This window comes from Enterobacter sp. Acro-832 (genome assembly GCF_011752745.1).
Classification (GTDB): domain Bacteria; phylum Pseudomonadota; class Gammaproteobacteria; order Enterobacterales; family Enterobacteriaceae; genus Enterobacter; species Enterobacter quasiroggenkampii.
On the sequence record NZ_VWWX01000001.1, the window covers coordinates 729723 to 743818 of the forward strand.

Below are 14096 nucleotides of genomic sequence, written 5' to 3' on the forward strand. Positions count from 1 at the left end.
TCACCTCGGATTGGCTGGTGGCGATGTTGGAACGGCAGCCGAAGGAACGGCCCCAGGCTGTTTTAAATCGTCCAGTGACTCATTCTGACTTTCGGCGTTTTCATGCAGGATGGCCTGCTCCGCCTGCTGGTTCAGCACTAAAAGACTGATACGACGGTTGATGGCATCATCCGGCCCGCGGTCGGAAACGCGCATGGTTGCGGCCATGCCGACTACGCGCAGTACCTTGCCATCATCAAGCCCACCTACCACCAGCTCGCGACGCGAGGCGTTGGCACGATCGGCAGAAAGTTCCCAGTTGCTGTATCCCTTCTCCCCACTGGCGTACGGGAAATCGTCCGTGTGTCCTGACAGGCTGATTCGGTTAGGAATGCCGTTCAGCACCGGTGCAATGGCGCGGAGAATATCGCGCATGTACGGTTCAACTTCCGCACTCCCGGTTTTAAACATCGGGCGGTTCTGGCTGTCGATAATCTGGATACGCAGCCCTTCCTGCACCAGATCAATCTTCAGATGCGGTCGCAGCGCGCGCAGCTTCGGATCCGCTTCAATCAGCTGGTCGAGATCGCCACGCAGTTTCTTCAGGCGCGCCTGTTCCATCTTTCTCTTCAGCTCGTCGATGTTCGGCTCTTTTTTCACCTCACCCTTCTGCTGGGTGTAATCATCGCCGCCGCCCGGGATCGGGCTTTCGCTGTTAGAGATACGCGGTCCGCCAGCCACCGCCGTTGCCAGCGGCGTGCGGAAATACTCGGCAATCTGGATCAGTTCTTTTGGACTGGAGATGGAGATCAGCCACATCACCAGAAAGAACGCCATCATTGCGGTCATAAAATCGGCGTACGCGATTTTCCACGAGCCGTGCGCGCCATGCCCACCGCCCTTGTGCTTGCGTTTTTTTACGATGACGATCGGATGGGACTGGTTTTTCATGCGTCCTCAGTTGTCGTCTGTTGGTTTGGGTTTTTCACCGCACGCACGTGTTCTTCAAGCTCGATAAACGACGGACGCTCGCTGGAGTAAAGCGTTTTACGGCCAAACTCAACCGCGATCGGTGGCGCATAACCGTTGAGGTTAGAGAGCAGCGTGATCTTCACGCACTGCATCATTTTGGTGGTTTCCGCGCTCTTCTGGCGCAGTACGCTGGCCAACGGAGAGATAAAACCATACGCCAGCAAAATACCGAGGAAGGTACCCACCATCGCATGGGCAATCAGCGCACCGAGCTCCGCTGCCGGACGGTCTGCTGAGGCCAGCGCGTGAACCACCCCCATGACCGCGGCAACGATACCGAATGCCGGAAGCGAGTCGCCGACCAGCGCCAGGCTGTTGGCCGGTACTTCAGATTCGCTTTCATGGGTTTCAATTTCTTCATCCATCAGCGCTTCGATTTCGAAGGTATTCATGTTGCCGCTGATGATCAGTCGCAGATAGTCGACGATGAAATCCAGCATCATGGCATCAGCAAGAATGCGCGGATAGCTGGCAAAAATTTCGCTCTCTTTCGGGTTTTCAATATCCCGCTCAAGCGAGAACATGCCCTGCTGACGCGACTTCGCCATCAGGCGATAGAGCAGTGCCAGCAGATCCATATACATGCTTTTGGTGTATTTCGAGCGACGGAACAGCAATGGAATTGCTTTCAGCGTGCCCTTGATCGATTTACCGTTGTTACCAACGATAAAAGCCCCTACCCCTGCGCCGCCGATGATAATAAGTTCAGCCGGTTGATAGAGTGCTCCAAGGTGCCCGCCGGTCATCATGTAACCGCCGAAAACTGTACCGAGAACTACCAGGTAACCTAATAAGATAAGCACGACATCATCCTTCCGCTAGTGACTATGGCAAGGACGTCCAGCTCGCAGCGTTGACCGTTTACGGGGTAAAAAAAAGCAGCGGTAATCGCTTACCGCTGCTGGAATCTTTCCCACACGTTCGGGTTAAACAGCTTGTTCGATCTGTTCATCCAGCAGTTGTGGAATAATATCGGCAGCATCCCGGGAAAGTTTACGTCTTTTTACTGCGCGGGATGGAGGCTGACATAAACTACAGGCGAAGCTGCCTGCAGGCTGATGAGCATGGGTAATAAAATTGCCGTTGCAGCAGTTGCAGCGCGACAGCTCAAGCATTCCGCTCTCAACAAAACGCACCAGCGTCCATGCGCGGGTCAGCGCCAGCAGAGGGCCTTCTTCCTGCTGTGGGCATTGTTCAAGGTAAAGTTTGTAGGCTTTGATCACGGCGTCAACGCCGCTACACAAACCGGTTTTGAGAAGATACTGCCAGGCATTACAGAACATGGAAGCATGAATATTCTGCTCCCACGTCATAAACCAGTCGGTAGAAAACGGCAGCATGCCTTTCGGCGGGGGACTACCACGTAACTCTTTGTACAGTTTGATCAGACGGCCACGGCTCAACTGCGTCTCGCTTTCCAGCATTTGTAAACGAGCACCCAGTGTAATCAGCTCCATGGCTAACTGTATGTCACGCGCTTCCTGAACAATGCTTTTCTCGCTCATTGCTAGGCCCTTTTCTTACGGGCTACGTCATCAGGCTGGCTGATTTCGTTAAGCAAGCGAGTGGAAAGAAGAATACCGGTATGGATCTGTTGAAGATCGTCTACACGGGACTCCTGCGTCAGACGCGTTATTGTCTGTGAATCATCGAAACGGAACTGGCAAACCAGTTGATTCGTTTCAGCCAGTTTAACCATCTGCGGGAGGGTTAAGCCGCCCAGCATGGTTGCCATTTCTTCGTTAATACCCAGACGAAACATCGCGGACGCCTTGTCCTGACTAATCAAACGCTGCGCGAGCAGTAAATACGACAAATTGATGTCATAGATATGTTTTAGCAACTCGGATGTATGCATTGTTCCCATCCCGAATAACCAACTATTATTTTTATGCGGAAAGACCGCACCCCGTGATGTCGCCGGGAAATCACCCGGTATAAAAAAGAAAAGGCTAAATGCATAGTTGAATTTAGGTTTGTATTCATCGAAACGCGTAAGAGAGGAAACGCAAATGCGTCTCTTACATGTTTTATCATTTCTTACAAATAACTAAGATTTTTCCTAATTCGACGCAAACTCTACTCGTCAGTTTTGACACATACAATCCAGCCATCCTCAAATTTAAAAAAAATGTGATCCACGTCACACAATTTAAGTGAATATGACCCATAAATCCATCAGTATGACTTGTAATTTGTTCACTTATTGACCAATCAGCACTGTTTTGTATTCTTAATTGACGAATACTCATGCAGAAGGGGGATCAGAACTGGCATGCAATGTGCTTTTCCATCGGGGAGCGTGGCGCGGAAACATTTACATCAAACACCCCTTCGGGAAACATTTTTCTTACCGTGAAAAAACATAGAGTTATGCAGGGAGCCTAAAAAAGATGTTTCATTCCGTGATCATTCGAAATGATTTTGTAACGCGTAAAAACGATTCAACAGTCAAGGCATAAATTTGTGTGATTTACGTTAAGTTGTTAATTTTTTTCATTTAGACCCATTTTTCAGTTATTCTTCTTATAAGAATAATTAATGAATAATTATGATAAGCTTCACACTAATGTCGTAATCAGCCCTTGCAGAACCCCGAAATTCGCGGTAAAGGTGATCAAACGCTGTCAGTCAGACACCCAAGGAGTGCGCCATGAGTTACTCCCATCTACTTGTTTCTGTTGCTGTTTCCCCAGAAAGCCATCAACTCGTCGCCCGGGCGGTGTCCATTGCCAGACCCCACAATGCCCGCATCAGCCTCATCACGCTTGCGGCCGAACCGGAGATGTATAATCAGCTGGCTGCCCCTATGCTGGAGGATATTCGTGAGGTACTTCAGGAGGAAACGCAGCAATTCCTGCGCGAGCTGGTAGAAAAGGCAGATTATCCCGTCTTTGAGACCGTTATTGCGACAGGAGAACTTAATGCCCATATTCTCGATATGTGTCGTAAACAGAATATTGATTTAGTGATATGCGGGAATCATAACCACAGCTTTTTATCGCGCGCGGCCTGCGCGGCGAAATCTATTGTCGCGTCAAGCCAGGTTGATGTGCTGTTAGTACCGCTTGGGGGGCGTTAACCCCCCAGGGAAATATCAGGCAAGTTTAGGGAAGGTTGCGATCTTTTTTTGTAAATCGCCTTCATGGCTTTGTGGGGCGATATCGCGGAGATCCTGAATAAAACGCGCCTGCCAGTGGTTAATATCGTTTTTCCGGATCGTCTCCATCATTTCAGCATGGCGGGAAATACGCTCCGTGAGCGGCATGGTCAGCGCGCGGTTCAGGGCGTTAGCCACGTCATCGCGATCGTAAGGGTTCACGATCAGCGCCGACGTGAGCTCATTTGCGGCCCCGGCAAACTGGGAGAGCACCAGCACACCCGGATCGGCGGGGTCCTGCGCCGCCACGTATTCTTTCGCAACCAGGTTCATCCCATCGCGCAGCGGCGTCACCAGGCCGACGTCCGCGTAGCGGAAGACCTTCATCAGGATCTTACGGTCAAAGTGCTGGTTCAGATAAAACAGCGGCGTCCAGCCCAGCTGCCCGTAGCGGCCATTAATCCGCCCTGCTTCTGTCTCCAGCTGATGGCGAATGTCCTGATAGGCCTGAACCTCACCGCGCGACGTCGGCGCAATCTGGGTATAACGGATTTTACCGTGATGCTCCGGATATTTATCCAGCAGCGTTTCATATGCCAGGAAGCGCTCCGGCAGCCCTTTGGAATAATCAAGACGCTCGACTGAGAAGATATTTTTCACATGCTTGAGTTCATTCTTAAGCTGCGCCAGCTTTGGCGGCAGCGGGCCAGCGGCCTGCTCCGCGATTTCGTCAGGTTCAATCCCTATTGGATACACTTCGGTGTGGAACGTTTTCCCCCACGCCGTATGGGTTTTCCCGGCTTTGGTCACCAGACGCGCTTTCCCTGACACGGAGTCAAGGAATGCCAGTCGGTCATTTTCCGTCTGGAAGCCCAGCAAATCATAGTCACACAGCGCCTCCAGCAGCTCTTCATGCGGCGGCAGCGCGGTAAAAATTTCCGGCGTCGGGAACGGGATGTGCAGGAAGAAGCCAATCCGGTTATTCACTCCCCTCTTTCGCAGCTCTCTGGCGAACGGCAGCAGGTGATAATCGTGGATCCATAAAATATCGTCTTCTTCTATTAAAGGCAGCAGTTTATCCGCCAGCAGCGCATTCACGCGCGCGTAGCCTTCGAAGGATTCACGCTGGAATTTGACCAGGTCAAGACGATAGTGAAACGCCGGCCACAGGACGGCATTCGAGAACTGCGAGTAATACTCGTCGTAGTCTTTCTCTTTCAGTGCAAACGAGGCCCACGTGATGTTCCCGCGCGTCACTTTTTTGAGCGGTTTCTCTTCTTCACTGATTTCTCCGCTCCAGCCAAACCACAGCCCGCCAGCGGCTTTCAAGGCACCTAACACCCCTACCGCCAGGCCACCCGCACTGGCTTTTTTATCATCAGGCGGTGCGATTCGGTTAGAGACGACGACTAAGCGACCCATAATGGTTTCCCCCTTTGTTTTGCGCTATTTGTTTTTGTTGCTGGTTAGCGATATCAGATACCCACTGCCAGACGCTGGCGACATCCGCCAGCCGCCATTCGGCGACAGTGTCACCAGGCCCTACCTTAACGGCGATCCCTCCGGCCTGATTAACCACACGGAACCCGGCCTCGTCGGTCAGGTCATCCCCAAAGAAAACAGGCGTCCGGCCCTCAAAAGGTGCCTCCGCCATAAATGCGGCGATGGCTGCGCCTTTATTAATCCCCTTCGGCTTTAACTCCACCACGCATTTGCCCGGCTGCAGCGCCAGCTGTGGATGTTCATCCGCAACCGTCTGCGCAAGCGCAAGCACGGCAGCTTCATGCTGCGGCGCCTGGCGATAATGCAGGGCAAAGGCCATGCCTTTGGCTTCCAGCTCGGTGCCAGGCAGGTCTGCCAGCGCAGCAGAGAGCTGCTTCTGGAGCGTTTGCGTGAGTGCGTCGGGGAGTGAAACGATATGCGTTTGATCATGGATGTCGCGGCGCTCCGCTCCGTGTACACCGGCCAGCGGAAAGTGGTATGGACTGGCGAGCAGATCCAGCTCGGCCATTGAGCGCCCTGATATCAATGCCAGTGCTCCCTCATTCATGAGCGAGAGCTGATGCAAATCCTGTAACACCGCCTCCGGAATAGACACCTGATCGGGGTGCGGTTTTATCCCGGCGAGCGTGCCGTCGAGATCAAAAAAGAAAGCATAGTGTCCGGGCAGTACAGGCGGTGCGGTTAACAAGTCAGCCACCCTTTTCCTCCTTACGGTTGACGAGAGGCAAACGCCTTTACCTCTTTCATAGCCATGTAAGTATAGACAGTGTGACGTCGCTCGCCATTTGACAACCGCCCCGCCAGTTTTACTGGCGGGGCGGTTAAGAGGTCAACTATGGTTATAAGTTGAGCAATAAAAGAGGTGCAAAACGGTTACACGGTACGCTTCGCTTTTTGCTTGTAACGGTCGAAAATCACCGCTGCCAGCAGGATCAGACCACGTACCACGTACTGCGAGAACGGCGAAATATTCAGCAGGTTCATGGCGTTCTCTACCGTCCCTAAAATCAGGATACCGGCCACCACATATGAGATTTTTCCGATGCCGCCCTTGAGGGAAACGCCCCCTAACACGCAGGCCGAAATAACGATCAGCTCATAACCGATAGAGGTCATCGGCTGGCCACTGGTCATACGCGACGCCAGAATAATCCCCGCTGCGGCAGAAACCAGCCCTGAGAGCACAAAGATAATAATCTTGGTGCGCACCACCGGTACCCCGGCCAGACGGGCAGCCTCTTCATTACCGCCAATCGCCAGCGTATTACGGCCAAAGGTGGTCCGGTTAAGCAGGAAGCCGAACAGGATCAGGCAGGCCACCGTCAGCCAGATAGGCGCAGGCAGACCCAGCCAGTTGGCGTACCCCAGCGTGAAGAAGCGTTCGTCTTCAATCCCCACCGCTTTACCGTCAGAGATGATATAGGCCAGCCCGCGGACAATTTGCATTGTCGCAAGCGTCGTGATCAGGGCGTTAATCTTCAGGCGCGCGATGACAAAACCGTTCACCAGACCGCTGATGACGCCGAGTAACAGACCGGCAAAAACGCCGATCCACAGGCTCTCCGTCATGTTGATCACCACGGCCGTCGTGACGCCTGCGCAGGCAATCACCGACGCCACCGACAGGTCAAAATCGCCGGAGGCCAGGCAGAACAGCATCCCGCAGGCCACCATCCCGGACATAGAGATGGCGAGACCCAGCCCCTTCATATTAATGAAGGTGGCAAAATTGGGAACAAAGATCGCGCAGGCGACGAACAGTGCGGCAAAGACCACCAGCATGCCGTACTGATCCCAGATACGCCCAACGCTCAACGCCGACTTCGACTTCGGCACTCCGGATGTAGTAACAGAGGACATGATTAACTCCTTACTCAGGCGACGGCCTGGCTAACTTTAGGCATGGCGAGGTTCAACGCCTGTTGTTCATTCGCCTGTTCATGAAGTAATTCGCCGGCAATTTCGCCTTCACGCATCACCACAATGCGGTCGGCCACGCCAAGCACCTCAGGCAGATCGCTGGAGGCGAAAAGCACCGCCACGCCGCGTTTTGCCAGCTCATAGATCACGTTATAAATCTCGTGTTTTGCCCCCACGTCGATACCGCGCGTCGGCTCATCCAGTAAGATGACCTTCATATCCTCTGACAGCCAGCGGCCCAGAATGGCCTTCTGCTGGTTTCCGCCTGACAGATTCATGATCAGCTGTTCCGGACCCGGCGTTTTGATATTCAGTGAACGAATATGGTGGTCGGCGTTACTCGACTCCCAGCTATCGTTTATCAGGCAACCGGCGCGAATAAACTTACGCCGGGCGGAAATATTGATGTTGTCGCGCACCGAGTGCACCGGAATAATGCCCTCCGCTTTCCGGTCTTCCGGACAGAGCATCATCCCCGCCCTGATCGCGTGGGCCGGTTTCTGAATATCTATCCGCTCGCCGTCAATGGAGACCTGCCCATCGGTAATACGGGTACCGCCGAACAGACCTTTCATCAACTCGCTACGCCCCGCGCCCACCAGACCAAACAGGCCGACGATTTCACCGCTGCGTACGGATAACGAAATCGGCGTTCTGACGCCCGGCGCTTTTACGCTATCCAGGCGCAGGCGTTCCGGGCCGTACTGGCGTGGCTGCCAGTGATAGATATCCCCCAGATCGCGTCCGACCATCGCCTGGACCAGCTGGTCATGGTTCACCTGCGCCATGTCGGTAAAGGTGCGCACATAGCGTCCATCTTTAAACACGGTGATGGCATCGCTCAGGGCAAATATCTCTTCCATGCGGTGCGAAACGTACAGAATCGTCCGGCCTTCCTGACGCAATTCGCGGATCACGCGGAACAGATTTTCGATTTCCCGCTTTGAGAGCGAACTGGTGGGTTCATCGAAGGCAATAATTCTGGCGTTACGCGCCAGCGCCTTGGCAATTTCAACCATCTGCCACTGGCCGATGGAGAGATATTTCAGCGGCGTCTGGGGATCGACGTCCAGACCCAGGTGTTTAAGCTGCAGCCCCGCTTCATAATTAAGTAGCGAACGATTCACCACGCCGCCTTTGTGCGGGAGCTGTCCTAGATAGATGTTTTCCGCCACGGTCATCTCAGGGATGAGGTGCAGCTCCTGATAGATAATGGCTACCCCGGCATTGAGCGCCGCCGTGGTATCGGCAAAAGCGACCTCTTCGCCGCGGATCGCCAGCGTGCCGGTCGTGGGCGAGTAGTTGCCGCTGAGGATTTTCAACAGCGTCGATTTTCCCGCACCGTTTTCCCCCATCAGGGCATGAACCTGGCCGGCATAGCAGTCGAAGCTGATATCGGTCAGCGCGTTAACACCGGGGAAGGTTTTCCCGATGCCGCGAAAAGAGAGATACGGATCAGACTGTCGCATAACGTCTCCGTGATTCCTGTAGTGTGTACGTCAGGCCCCTCACGAAGGATGAGGGGCACAATCACCGCGTATTACTTCCCGCCCAGTCCTTTTTTCGCCAGCTCCTCTTTGAAGTTGTCGCGGGTGATCAGCACCACGTCGGTCACTTCGGTAAATTTCGGCGGTTCAGCCCCTTTGGTGACCCAGTTGTAGAGCATCTCGCTGGATTTGTAGCCGTGAACGTCCGGGCTTGGCAGCAGTGAACCATAGAAGCCGGTTGCCTGCGCTTTGGACAGCTCGCTGACGGCGTCAACGCCGTTGATGCCAATCCCGATCACGTCAGGCGCTTTGAAGCCCTGGCCTTCCGTCGCGCGCACCCCGCCCAGCACGGTGTTGTCGTTCATGCCGACCACCAGCCAGTGTTTGACTTCTGGATGCTGCACCAGCATGGAGTTCGCGGCGTCGAATGCGCCCGGGATATCGTTGGATTTGGTTGGGACTTTATAGATCTGTTTTTCCGGGAAGCCGGCTGCTTTCAGCGCGTCCATTGACCCGGTCGTACGACGACGTGCCGTGTCCAGCTCATCCGCAGTAATGGCCATCACCGCGGTCTCTTTGACATCCCAGCCGCGTTTTTGCATCTCTTTATAGAGTTCCTGGCCCTGACGCTCACCGATTTTGGTCGCCGCCATCATCACCAGCGGGACGCTGTCCATCGGCTTGCCTTTGGCGTTAACGAACTGATCGTCAACGGCGATGACCTTCATGTCATAGCCCCGGGCCTTGGCCGCGATGGCCGAGCCCAGCTTGGGATCCGGCGTGCAGATCACAAAACCTTTCGCGCCGCTTGCTGCCAGGCTGTCGATGGCGTTCAGGGTTTTCTCACCGTCAGGCACGGCGATTTTAATCACTTCAAAACCTAAGTCTTTCCCGGCCTTATCGGCGAATTTCCACTCCGTCTGGAACCAGGGCTCTTCAGGCTGTTTTACCAAAAAACCGAGTTTTAAATTCTCAGCAATAGCGGATTGTGACATAACGGCAGCCAGACCGATGGCCGCCAGCGCTTTAGTAAATTTGTGCATGGTAAACTCCAGCTTTAGCTTTCTTTTCTGTAGGGAATATTTGCGTGCTTCTTATTTAATCGGACTTAAAACAAGGCATTAGCGCTTACCTCGTCATAAGCGTTATTGCTGGTGATAGTTTTAGCGGGAAATTAATCATCCATAAGAGAGCCCCATCACACCGCAGAATTACAGTAATTGCGTACATAAATTCAGCGAAAAATGACATAAAAAAGACAGGATTTATCAGACAAATGAAACGAGGGTGAGCAGGATTATCCATAAGATTAGCTAAGATATCCCTGATGCCTTTTAACAGGCGTGAGGACGCCAGACGTCAGAACGCTGCAGCATGTTTTTCATCAAAAACGCAGCACGTCCGGAGCGTTATTTATTTCGTAGAATTTGATTTAGCGCAATTTTATTAATGCTTCATATATTCGAAATAATTAATCCGTAATTCATTCTTTTACGGAGCATTATTCCGGCTTAATATCCCCAAAAGAGTAACAGTATATCTATTTGTTAAAAATCATTAATTATCAATGGATTAATGAGAGGGAATTTGATGGCGAGCTAATTGTATTTCTGTACTATATTAAAGTTTGTAATGTATGGTAAACACAGCCTATTTAAGAGTTTTCTTAGACCACAGACAAGGGTATGCTTATTTATATCGAACACAGGAAGTGAATTTCGGTCGACTTCGTTTACTGCAGAAAACGTATTTCTGCTCTTTTTCTTCGTATTTGCCTGACGCTCAGGTTAAGCAACGGACATCACGTCCCACCGTCAATAAGGATATGAGTATGGCTACCCAAACGATGATGCAAAAACTTAACGCGCAGATGAACCTTGAGTTCTATGCCTCCAATCTGCACCTGCACTTAAGTGCGTGGTGCGCTGAGAACAGTCTCACGGGGTCTGCCACCTTCTTTCGCTCTCAGGCGCAAAGTAACGTCACCCATATGATGCGGGTCTTTAACTTCCTGAAGGCCTCAGGGGCGAATCCTGTCGTTAAAGCCCTTGATGGGATCAACGAGAGCTATTCTTGCCTGGAAGAACTGTTTCAGAAGACGCTTGAAGAGTATGAACAACGCTGCAGCACCCTCAACAAACTGGCTGATGAAGCCAAAGCGCAGCAGGATATTACGACGCTCAGATTCTTACGCGATATGGACAAAGAGCAGCAGCAGGATGGCCTGCTGCTGAAGACGCTGGCGGATGAGATCCATAATGCGCAGCAGGCAGGTTTATGTCCTGAGCAAACCGACCGTCACCTGCTCGACATTGTAGCGGTGCAGCATCACTGAGTTTTTGGCCTGCTTCCGTCCCGGGGAGCAGGTCCCCTTCCCCTCTCCAACCTTCTGCTTTTGCTGAAATTTAACAAATCAGATCTGGCTCCCAATGATTAACCACACAACGTGTGATGATTTATTTAATTACATAATCATTGACGAGGGAGCATCATGATCACCATTGAGTTTGTTGTCATTCTCCTCTGCCTGCTGACGGGTACGCGTTTCGGCGGGATGGGGCTTGGGTTAATCAGCGGTATTGGTCTTTTTATTTTATGTTTCGTCTTTGGTCTGCAGCCGGGTAAACCCCCGGTTGACGTCATGCTGACCATTCTCGCGGTGATTGGTTGTGCCGCTACCCTGCAAACGGCGGGGGGCCTCAACGTCATGATGCAGTTTGCGGAACGCCTGCTGCGCAAACACCCGCAGCACATCACCCTGCTCGCTCCGTTTACCACCTGGATGCTGACCTTTCTGTGCGGCACCGGCCATGTGGTCTACACCATGTTCCCCATCATTGCGGATATTGCGTTGAAAAAAGGGATCCGCCCGGAGCGCCCCATGGCCGTGGCATCGGTGGCATCGCAGATGGCGATCACGGCCTCCCCCGTTTCCGTTGCCGTCGTGTCGCTGGTGTCCATCCTGGCGGCCCAGCATGGGATCGGCCACGCGTGGGGAATTCTGGAAATTCTCGCCGTGTCGGTTCCCGCTTCACTTTTCGGCGTGGCTATTGCTGCGCTGTGGAGTTTACGCCGCGGGAAAGATTTGGCGGACGACATAGAGTTCCAGGAAAAGCTGAACGATCCTAAACAACGTGAATTTATCTATGGCGGAACGGAGACGTTAATGAATCAGCGTTTCCCAAAACAGGCATACTGGTCCACGTGGATTTTCTTTGCCGGTATTGCCGTGGTCGTTCTGCTGGGGGCCTTCCCTGAGTTGCGTCCTGCCTTTGAACTGAAAGGTAAAATGACGGCCCTGTCGATGAACCTTGTCATTCAGATGATGATGTTAATTGCGGGTGCCGTGATGCTGATGGTCTGTAAGGTCAATGCCTCCGCGATTTCTAACGGCGCGGTGTTCAAGGCCGGTATGGTCGCGATCTTCTCGGTATTTGGCGTGGCGTGGATGAGCGATACTTTTTTCCAGGCGCATCTCGACGAGTTAAAGCTGGCGCTGGAGGGCGTGGTGAAAAGCCACCCGTGGACGTATGCCATTGTTCTGTTTCTGGTGTCAAAACTGGTGAACAGCCAGGCGGCGGCGCTGACGGCGGTTGCGCCGATGGGGTTGATGTTGGGCATCGATCCGAAAATGCTGATCGCCTTTTTCCCGGCGTCATACGGTTATTTTGTCCTGCCGACCTATCCCAGCGATTTGGCCTGCATCGGCTTTGACCGGTCAGGCACGACCCGCATCGGGAAATTTATCATCAACCACAGCTTCATTTTGCCAGGGCTGATTGGGGTGAGCTGCGCCTGTGCGGCGAGCTACCTGCTGGTTCAGACGTTCTTCTGATAGCATCAAAGGGCGACACATGCCGTCGCCCATTTCCCTGCTTTAGTGAGACTCACCCTGCGGCGTGAATCGCAGCTCGATCAGCGCGATGGCTTTCTGGATCGCACGCAGTGTAACCGGGTCAGCGGCAGCAGGATGGCTGGCGAAATCGATGTTTTTCAGCTGCGTAGACATCTTCTCGCGCACTTCAACCGGCGCAATCACGTCCAGAACATCAAGGATTTGTTTGATAACCAGCTGGCAGGCGACAACGTCAGAGACCAGTTCCTGATCGGCGCTCAGGTTTTGTGACATGGGGGCTTTCTCCTTATTTAAAGGCCGCCATAGTACCAAAACACGCCCCCTGACATCTTCCCTTCATCGGCTGCAGGTACAAAAAAACCCGCCGAAGCAGGTTTTTTTATCAGAACATGGCGCCCGGCGGCACGTCTTTGAAGGTGCGGCAGTAATTGGCCCACATACTTTTCAGGATTTTGCGCAGTTTCACGATGATGCTCCATTAACTTGTTATACAACTTTATCGTCAACCTGCTTATAATATGACCGCCATCACAAAAATCAATACTTTTGTGACAAACATCACAATTTAATCAGCCAGTGGCCTGATGGCGTTCACCTCTGACCCGTTGCGAAGAGTGAGGGCAGATTGTCCGGCTATTCCAGCCATTGCGGCGGGCATCTGCGGGTACGATAACGTATTTCCATCCACTCAGAGCGAACCATGAAAAGAGTCATTGTAGCCGGCACACTCCTGCTGCTCGCGGGGTGCAGTATTAACCGCCAGGCTGAAGTCAGCAGCCTCGACGCGCCAAACGGCATCGTCCGCCTCGATTACGGCCAGGCAGCGCTGCAAAATGCGTATTCCGATGAGTATGTGAACAACGGCACGGCGGTAAAAGCCTGTCAAAACATGGGGTATGCCACTGCTTCGGCCTATGGTCAGCCTATCAAAACCTGCACTCTCATTAGCGGTTCGTTGTGTCTGAACGAGAGCGTGACTATCCAGTATAAATGCCTGGGTTACGCCGTTAACCCTAAGTCAAATAATCCGTGGTATTAATCCAGACTGCCAGCCTGTGCTGGCAGTTTATTTCATTACGAACAAAAACAATTCTCATTAATAAATAATAAATCGCCAATGCGTTTTATTCCCATTCGTATTTTTAATAAATAAAATAAATATTTTACGTTTTGCAAATAATTAAATAACAAATTATAGTGTCGCTCATTGTGAACCAGA

General features: G+C 52.5%; 15 protein-coding genes. 4 read left to right on the forward strand and 11 right to left on the reverse strand.

Features of this window, described 5'->3' with window-relative positions:
- The 4 genes from motB to flhD all read right to left on the reverse strand — a co-directional run bounded on the left by motB (position 1) and on the right by flhD (position 2869).
- Positions 1-930: a flagellar motor protein MotB gene (motB, locus tag F3J31_RS03380; protein ID WP_032658606.1), complete on the reverse strand. Its 930-nt coding sequence runs from the start codon at positions 928-930 to the stop codon at positions 1-3.
- The gene (gene motA, locus F3J31_RS03385) at positions 927-1814 is read right to left on the reverse strand and encodes a flagellar motor stator protein MotA (RefSeq protein ID WP_008500417.1); all 888 of its coding nucleotides are present in this window, start codon (positions 1812-1814) and stop codon (positions 927-929) included. The genes motB and motA overlap by 4 nt, the downstream gene beginning before the upstream one ends.
- A gap of 123 nt (positions 1815-1937) precedes the next feature.
- A complete protein-coding gene (flhC, locus tag F3J31_RS03390) occupies positions 1938-2516 on the reverse strand; it encodes a flagellar transcriptional regulator FlhC (RefSeq protein WP_008500416.1) in 579 nt (192 codons plus the stop codon).
- A gap of 2 nt (positions 2517-2518) precedes the next feature.
- Entirely contained in the window at positions 2519-2869 is a 351-nt protein-coding gene (flhD, locus tag F3J31_RS03395; protein ID WP_008500415.1) for a flagellar transcriptional regulator FlhD, read from the reverse strand.
- Between the two features lie 795 nt (positions 2870-3664).
- Here flhD and uspC point away from each other — a divergent pair.
- Positions 3665-4093 (forward strand): universal stress protein UspC, encoded by a 429-nt coding sequence (gene uspC / locus F3J31_RS03400; protein ID WP_045908186.1) that lies wholly within the window; start codon positions 3665-3667, stop codon positions 4091-4093.
- 15 nt (positions 4094-4108) lie between these two features.
- Here the strand turns inward: uspC and otsA are convergent, their stop codons facing one another.
- From otsA to araF, 5 genes are all read right to left on the reverse strand, one after another.
- Positions 4109-5533: an alpha,alpha-trehalose-phosphate synthase gene (otsA, locus tag F3J31_RS03405; RefSeq protein WP_167211319.1), complete on the reverse strand. Its 1425-nt coding sequence runs from the start codon at positions 5531-5533 to the stop codon at positions 4109-4111.
- Positions 5508-6311 carry a trehalose-phosphatase gene (otsB, locus tag F3J31_RS03410; protein ID WP_167211322.1) on the reverse strand — a complete coding sequence of 268 codons (804 nt, stop codon included), beginning with the start codon at positions 6309-6311 and terminating at the stop codon, positions 5508-5510. The genes otsA and otsB overlap by 26 nt, the downstream gene beginning before the upstream one ends.
- Positions 6312-6487: 176 nt before the next feature.
- Positions 6488-7477 (reverse strand): L-arabinose ABC transporter permease AraH, encoded by a 990-nt coding sequence (araH, locus tag F3J31_RS03415; RefSeq protein WP_171843394.1) that lies wholly within the window; start codon positions 7475-7477, stop codon positions 6488-6490.
- Between the two features lie 11 nt (positions 7478-7488).
- Positions 7489-9003 carry an L-arabinose ABC transporter ATP-binding protein AraG gene (gene araG, locus F3J31_RS03420; protein ID WP_045908182.1) on the reverse strand — a complete coding sequence of 505 codons (1515 nt, stop codon included), beginning with the start codon at positions 9001-9003 and terminating at the stop codon, positions 7489-7491.
- 71 nt (positions 9004-9074) lie between these two features.
- Positions 9075-10064 (reverse strand): arabinose ABC transporter substrate-binding protein AraF, encoded by a 990-nt coding sequence (gene araF / locus F3J31_RS03425; protein WP_008500409.1) that lies wholly within the window; start codon positions 10062-10064, stop codon positions 9075-9077.
- A gap of 788 nt (positions 10065-10852) precedes the next feature.
- Between araF and F3J31_RS03430 the strand changes: the two genes are divergently transcribed.
- Positions 10853-11356, forward strand: coding sequence for a non-heme ferritin-like protein (locus tag F3J31_RS03430; protein WP_045908180.1), 504 nt, complete (start codon positions 10853-10855; stop codon positions 11354-11356).
- A gap of 156 nt (positions 11357-11512) precedes the next feature.
- Positions 11513-12856 (forward strand): anaerobic C4-dicarboxylate transporter, encoded by a 1344-nt coding sequence (locus F3J31_RS03435; protein WP_167211325.1) that lies wholly within the window; start codon positions 11513-11515, stop codon positions 12854-12856.
- A gap of 42 nt (positions 12857-12898) precedes the next feature.
- On the opposite strand, the gene F3J31_RS03440 is transcribed toward F3J31_RS03435, so the two are convergent.
- Both F3J31_RS03440 and azuC read right to left on the reverse strand, forming a co-directional pair.
- Positions 12899-13150: a DUF2766 family protein gene (locus F3J31_RS03440; protein WP_008500405.1), complete on the reverse strand. Its 252-nt coding sequence runs from the start codon at positions 13148-13150 to the stop codon at positions 12899-12901.
- 109 nt (positions 13151-13259) lie between these two features.
- Positions 13260-13343 carry a stress response protein AzuC gene (gene azuC / locus F3J31_RS03445; protein ID WP_014884364.1) on the reverse strand — a complete coding sequence of 28 codons (84 nt, stop codon included), beginning with the start codon at positions 13341-13343 and terminating at the stop codon, positions 13260-13262.
- A 234-nt stretch (positions 13344-13577) separates the two neighbouring features.
- Between azuC and yecR the strand changes: the two genes are divergently transcribed.
- Positions 13578-13916: a YecR family lipoprotein gene (gene yecR, locus F3J31_RS03450; RefSeq protein WP_045908178.1), complete on the forward strand. Its 339-nt coding sequence runs from the start codon at positions 13578-13580 to the stop codon at positions 13914-13916.
- Positions 13917-14096 lie beyond the last annotated feature (180 nt).

Coding starts and splice junctions, on each gene's coding strand:
- F3J31_RS03440 (WP_008500405.1), bottom strand. CDS start 13,150: ATGTCACAAAACCTGAGCGCCGATCAGGAACTGGTCTCTGACGTTGTC.
- flhD (WP_008500415.1), bottom strand. CDS start 2,869: ATGCATACATCCGAGTTGCTAAAACATATCTATGACATCAATTTGTCG.
- motB (WP_032658606.1), bottom strand. CDS start 930: ATGAAAAACCAGTCCCATCCGATCGTCATCGTAAAAAAACGCAAGCAC.
- yecR (WP_045908178.1), top strand. CDS start 13,578: ATGAAAAGAGTCATTGTAGCCGGCACACTCCTGCTGCTCGCGGGGTGC.
- F3J31_RS03430 (WP_045908180.1), top strand. CDS start 10,853: ATGGCTACCCAAACGATGATGCAAAAACTTAACGCGCAGATGAACCTT.
- flhC (WP_008500416.1), bottom strand. CDS start 2,516: ATGAGCGAGAAAAGCATTGTTCAGGAAGCGCGTGACATACAGTTAGCC.
- araF (WP_008500409.1), bottom strand. CDS start 10,064: ATGCACAAATTTACTAAAGCGCTGGCGGCCATCGGTCTGGCTGCCGTT.
- uspC (WP_045908186.1), top strand. CDS start 3,665: ATGAGTTACTCCCATCTACTTGTTTCTGTTGCTGTTTCCCCAGAAAGC.
- otsA (WP_167211319.1), bottom strand. CDS start 5,533: ATGGGTCGCTTAGTCGTCGTCTCTAACCGAATCGCACCGCCTGATGAT.
- F3J31_RS03435 (WP_167211325.1), top strand. CDS start 11,513: ATGATCACCATTGAGTTTGTTGTCATTCTCCTCTGCCTGCTGACGGGT.
- araG (WP_045908182.1), bottom strand. CDS start 9,003: ATGCGACAGTCTGATCCGTATCTCTCTTTTCGCGGCATCGGGAAAACC.